General features: G+C 58.8%; 5 protein-coding genes. 3 read left to right on the plus strand and 2 right to left on the minus strand.

The genetic code is table 11. The annotated features are described in order from the left end of the window. Together WCG50_RS17205 and WCG50_RS17210 are read right to left on the minus strand one after the other, a co-directional pair. A partial coding sequence (locus tag WCG50_RS17205) for a protein-disulfide reductase DsbD domain-containing protein (protein ID WP_336900822.1) occupies positions 1-1,986 on the minus strand: 1,986 nt, incomplete at its 3' end. Between the two features lie 53 nt (positions 1,987-2,039). After that, positions 2,040-2,387 carry a DUF167 family protein gene (locus WCG50_RS17210; protein ID WP_336900823.1) on the minus strand — a complete coding sequence of 116 codons (348 nt, stop codon included), beginning with the start codon at positions 2,385-2,387 and terminating at the stop codon, positions 2,040-2,042. A 77-nt stretch (positions 2,388-2,464) separates the two neighbouring features. On the opposite strand from WCG50_RS17210, the gene WCG50_RS17215 reads away from it, so the two are divergent. The 3 genes from WCG50_RS17215 to WCG50_RS17225 form a co-directional block, all read left to right on the plus strand. Beyond that, positions 2,465-2,689, plus strand: a complete 225-nt coding sequence (locus WCG50_RS17215; protein ID WP_336900824.1) for a hypothetical protein — start codon at positions 2,465-2,467, stop codon at positions 2,687-2,689. Between the two features lie 9 nt (positions 2,690-2,698). After that, positions 2,699-3,991 carry an NAD(P)-binding domain-containing protein gene (locus WCG50_RS17220; protein ID WP_336900825.1) on the plus strand — a complete coding sequence of 431 codons (1,293 nt, stop codon included), beginning with the start codon at positions 2,699-2,701 and terminating at the stop codon, positions 3,989-3,991. A 251-nt stretch (positions 3,992-4,242) separates the two neighbouring features. Beyond that, a partial coding sequence (locus WCG50_RS17225; protein ID WP_336900826.1) for a DctP family TRAP transporter solute-binding subunit occupies positions 4,243-5,210 on the plus strand: 968 nt, incomplete at its 3' end.

Raw genomic sequence — 5,210 nt, forward strand, 5'->3', positions numbered from 1 at the left:
GACTTTTTTGGCGTCCAGATCGGCCAGCACGTCTTTGTCGACGAGGGTGGTTTTTTTGTTGTACTGGCAGGTCACACACCAGGCGGCGGTGAAGTCGACAAACACCGGCGCACCATTGGCCAGTTCCTGCTCGACCCGGCCCGGCGCCCACGGCTGCCAGCGGTCGGTCGCCGAAGCTGTGCTCGTGGTGTCTGCCATTTTTAAGACATTTTGGCCTATAGCCCCCGTCAATATTGCGCTGATAGCTATTGAAATAGTAGCAATTGACCAGCGAGCGCGACCCGTCAGCGTGAGCGACCAGATCACCAAACTCAAGGCCACCAGCAGCGCCAGCAGCGCACTCGCGCCGTCAATGCCGGTTTGCTGCCCCAGCACCCACACCAGCCAGACCACCGTGGCAAACATCGGAAACGCCATGGCGCGCCGAAACGTGTTCATCCAGGCGCCGGGTCGCGGCAGCAGCTTGGCTACCGCAGGAATCAGGCTCGCCGCCAGATAAGGCAAGGCCATGCCGACACCAATCGCCGCAAAAATCAGCAAGGCCTGTAGCGCCGGCAAGCCCAGCGCCAAGCCCAGCGAGGCACCCATGAAGGGCGCCGTGCAGGGCGAGGCAATCGCCACCGCCAGCACGCCCGACAAGAACGCGTTGAGGGCGATGTTGCGCGACTGCAAGGTCGCCACGTTGCTGGGCAGCACGTTGCCAAACTCAAACAAGCCGGCCAGGTTCAGCCCCATCACCGTGAACAGCACGGCCAGGGCCGCCACCACCGCCGGGGCTTGCAATTGAAAGCCCCAGCCCAGCGACTCGCCAGCGCTGCGCAGCGCCAGCATCAGCGCGCCCAGCGCCACAAACGAAAGTACCACGCCCGCGCTGTAGGCCACGCCGCTGATACGGTGGCCGCGCCGGTCGTCCGCATGCTGGGTGAAGCTCATGACCTTGATGGCCAGCACCGGAAACACGCAGGGCATCAGGTTCAGCAGCAGGCCACCCAGCAGTGCGCCCACCAAGGCGGCCCATAAACCGATGTTGGAGGGGGGGCTACTTTGTGTGCTCAACGTGTTGGCTTGCAACGCCGCAGTCAGTTCGGGCGACACGCTGGGGGCTGCGGCCACTTTGACCCAAGTGCCCTGAACCTTGGCCGGGCTGGAAAACCCCTGACGTTGACCTTCTATTTCGCCGACCAGCACCAGCGGCATCAACGTGGGGCTTTGGCTGCGGTCGGGCGACACCGGCACGCTGGCGGTCCACACATTGCCTTGCCAGCTTTGTGTCCATTTCGCTGCGGTTTCGATGATTTCAGGCGTTTCCGGAAAGAACTCCAGCGATTTGCCTTGCAAGGTTGCCGGCAGTCCGGTGACCGACACCTTGAGCAACTTGCCCGCCAGCTCGACCTGACTGTTGCCGTTCAGGGCGTGGGGTTGCGCCTTGAAACTGGTGTCGAACGCGGCGCCATTGAGTGCGGTGGAGCCGCGCACCGGCAGGTGCACCACAAACTCGCCCTCTTCGGGAATGCACTCGCGGCGACACACCAGCCAACTGGCTTTGAGCTTGATCTCCAGGTCGGGGTTGAGCACCGACGGCTTGAACGCCGGGGTGATGGTGAGCGGCACCGGTAGCAGCACCGTGCCATCAAATCCATAGTTGGCGAGGTTGCCAATCGGGATCTTTTTGGGCAGCGGCCAGGCGATCTCGCCCGCGCTGACGCCCGCAGGCAGCGTCCATTGCAGCGAGGTGGGCAGACCCGAGTCGCCCGAGTTTTTCCAGTAGGTGTGCCAGTCGGGCTGGTGGGTGAGTTGCAAACCGACCCATACCGTTTTGCCAGGGTCAGCGCCATCAGGCGCATGGGCCAGCAACTCGGCGCGCACCTGTGGGCTGGTGACCACTGATTTAGAGGTATTTTGAGCGCTAGCCCCCGTTGATATTGCGTAAGCAGCTATAAATAGCGTAGCAATCAGGGCGCGAGGGAGAATTTTTGAGAATGTCATTGCAATATCGGAGTGGGGCCAGGGCGCAAAGTTCCAGAGATCAGGGCAGGCGACTATTTTCCGCTATCGGCATCGTCAAACAAAGAAGCCTGCTCAAACACCGCTGGCAGCTTTTTGGGGGCTTTGATGCGCAACTGCTTGTTCACGTTCTCCCGGCCAAACACCACCTCGATGTCGGCCACCGCCACGCCAAACAGCGGCGCCAAAAACCGCACCATGTGGTCGGTCGCCTTGCCGGCAATGGGCGCGGCCGTGACGCTGATCTTGAGTTGCGTGCCCTTGGGCTTGCCAATGGCGTCTTTGCTGGAACTGGGCTTGCCCAGAATGTTGACCACCAGCACATCGCCCTCCCAGACAAAGAATGAATCGCCGGTGGCGTTTTTAATTTGGCCGCGGCTCATGGGTTGGTCCGCTGTGGCTGTAGGGTGGCTTTGCGATGGGCCTTCAGGGATAGTTTTAGCATGGTCTGACAATGATAGTGGCCAAAGCCATCCGGGAGGAAGTGCGCCAGCAACCGGTCAGTTGCGTGATGACATGGCTAGAGGTTGACAACTCGCAACACACCTTCGACCCCGCCAAATATGCTGAGCACCTGTCGCCTATTTCAACTACTGACGCCTCCACCATGAGCAAACTAAATATATTTGAGCCACGCGTGTTTGAAACCATCCGGTCGATCCGTCCAATGGCAAAGCCGAACTAGAGCGACGACATGTACGACTTAGTCATCGTCGGTTCGGGGCCTGCGGGCATCTCGCTTGCCCATGCCGCAAAGCAGCGAGGGTTGACGTACGTCGTGCTGGAGCGCGCGAATTTTGCGCAAACCATTCGCGACTATCCAATTGAGAGCAAGACGCACTCGCCGCCGGCCGACCTGGAACTGATCTGGGGTGAGATGAGCAGCCCAGCCCCCTTGCCTACGCGCGAAGAGACCCTCGCACACTACGAGTGGTTTGCCTTCGAAAAGCAACGCCTCAATATTCGTACAGGTGAGTGTGTCGAGCTCTTGGAACGCCGCCATCAAAATTTTGTAGTCCGGACGAGCTCTGCAAATTACAAAGCAAGAAAAGTAATTCTGGCAACCGGCGGATTCGGTGTGCCTCGGCGTTTAAATGTGCCGGGCGAATCCGCTGCGCGCGTGTCGTACCAATTTACCGATCGGCGCCCCTTTGCGGGGAAGGATGTGCTGGTCGTTGGCGGCGGCAATTCGGCAGCCGAAGCCGCACTGCAATTGCACGAGGGCGGCGCAAAGGTTGTGTTGTCGATGCGTCGTGCGCCATTTGCCCCACCTGGCGGCGAACCAGACCCGAGCGCGACCATTAAAGATTGGAACGTTCGTGCGCTGGAAGCGTTGGCTGCCAAGGGCCAGTTGCGCATTCTCTTTTCTTCCACGGTGCAGGAAATCACAGACGATGCTGCGATCATCAAGATAGAGGGTTCCGGTGAGCTTGAAAGCGTAAAGTGCAACTGCGTTTTCGCGTTATTAGGGGCCAGCCCTGATGTGTCACTTCTTCGGAAAATCGGTGCCGAGATCGCGATGGACGGGCGTCCGGTGTATAGCTGCCAGACCTATGAGACGACCGTACAGGGCTTGCATGTAGCCGGGCATATGACACGCGAACTGCACATCGCCCACGCCGTGTTGATGGCCCCACGCATCATCCGCGCCATCATCGGTGATGATCCGCCAAAATGCTTGAACCGCTATCTGCATGACCGTTGCAATCGGACTTTGAGAAAGATTCGGGAAAAGAGCCCACTTTTCAAACGGCTGGTCGCAAAATCCGCGCTCTTTCGCAGGACGATGCAATCGCTACTGAACTTCCTGCAATTCAGTACTTTCATCGGTTCGATCGATCGCTTTTGCGCTCCATTTCCTATGAGGATTCCCGCCTGTGGGTCACTAAGCCGAACACTTGAGCGATGCCTCTGCGTTCGGGCTGAAGTTGGCGTGCGCATCGCCGATCCGATCCGGGTTCTGCGAAATCAAGAACAGGTTCCCTGAGTAAGTAACTTAGGTGAACACCTGATCGCAGAGGTCAATGCACAACAGCCGTGCGTGAATACATCAAGTCGGGCGCTGATCTTGCCCCAGGTTTCATGGATTCCATAGCGTAGGTCTTACAGTTATCGGCTGAACAATCCCGCAGGTTTTTTTCATAAGTTGGCCTGGAATGTATGATGGATCACGCTTTTCACATGACGCCAGTCGGCGTCATTTTTGATTCAGAGCTGGCCATATAAATAAGGATCACTATGAAATTCATTTCGCGTACGTTGACGGGGATCGCCTGTGCGGTCAGTTTGGGCCTCGGTGGTTTGGCTGTTGCGGCCGAAAAGGTGAATATCGCGGTTGTGACCGGCCCGACTTTCGTGCACACCATCGCCGCCCAGAAGTTCAAGGAGGAGCTCGACAAAGCCCTGCCCGGCAAGTACGACGTGATCGTTCACCACTCCGCTGCGCTGGGCAGCGAGACGCAGGCGCTGCAGCAACTCCAGTTGGGCACGGTTCAGATGAGTGTTTGCACCACCGGCCCGATCGAAGCCTTTGTGCCAGAGATCAAAGCGCTGGAGATGCCTTTCCTGTTCAGCTCCTACGAAGCGTCTGACAAGGTGCTGGACGGCGCCATTGGCCAGAGCTTGCTCAAGCGCTTCGACAAGGCCGGGCTGGTCGGCATGCATTTTCTGGACAACGGCTTTCGCAATGTCACCAATTCAAAGCGTGCGGTCAATGGCCCTGACGATCTCAAAGGCATGAAGATCCGGACCATGGAGTCGCCCACGCACTTGGCTATCTGGCGCGCCATTGGCGCCAACCCGACGCCGATGGCCTGGCCCATCACCACGCAACTGCAGCAAGGCGTGCTCGACGGTCAGGAAAATCCGATCTCTGTGATTTCGGCCGGCAAACTGAACGAAGCCGGCCAGAAATACCTCTCGATTACCCGCCACGTGTATTCCGCGCTGGTGTTCGTGGGCAGCAAGCCTTTCATGGACAAGCTGCCCGCCGCCGATCGCAAGGCGTTCATGGATGCCGCTCAGGTGGCCTCTGCGACCGGCCGGCGTTATGTGCGCGACAACGAAGCCAGTCAGCTGGCCGCACTGAAGGCTGCGGGTATGCAAGTGGTTGAAAACCCAGACCTGGCCGCCTTCCGCGCCAAGACCGAGTCGGTCTACGCGTCCTTGAGTGGCGACACCAAGAAAATCGTCGAAGACATTCGCAA

The sequence above is a fragment of the Rhodoferax sp. genome (assembly GCF_037143375.1).
Taxonomy (GTDB): domain Bacteria; phylum Pseudomonadota; class Gammaproteobacteria; order Burkholderiales; family Burkholderiaceae_C; genus Rhodoferax.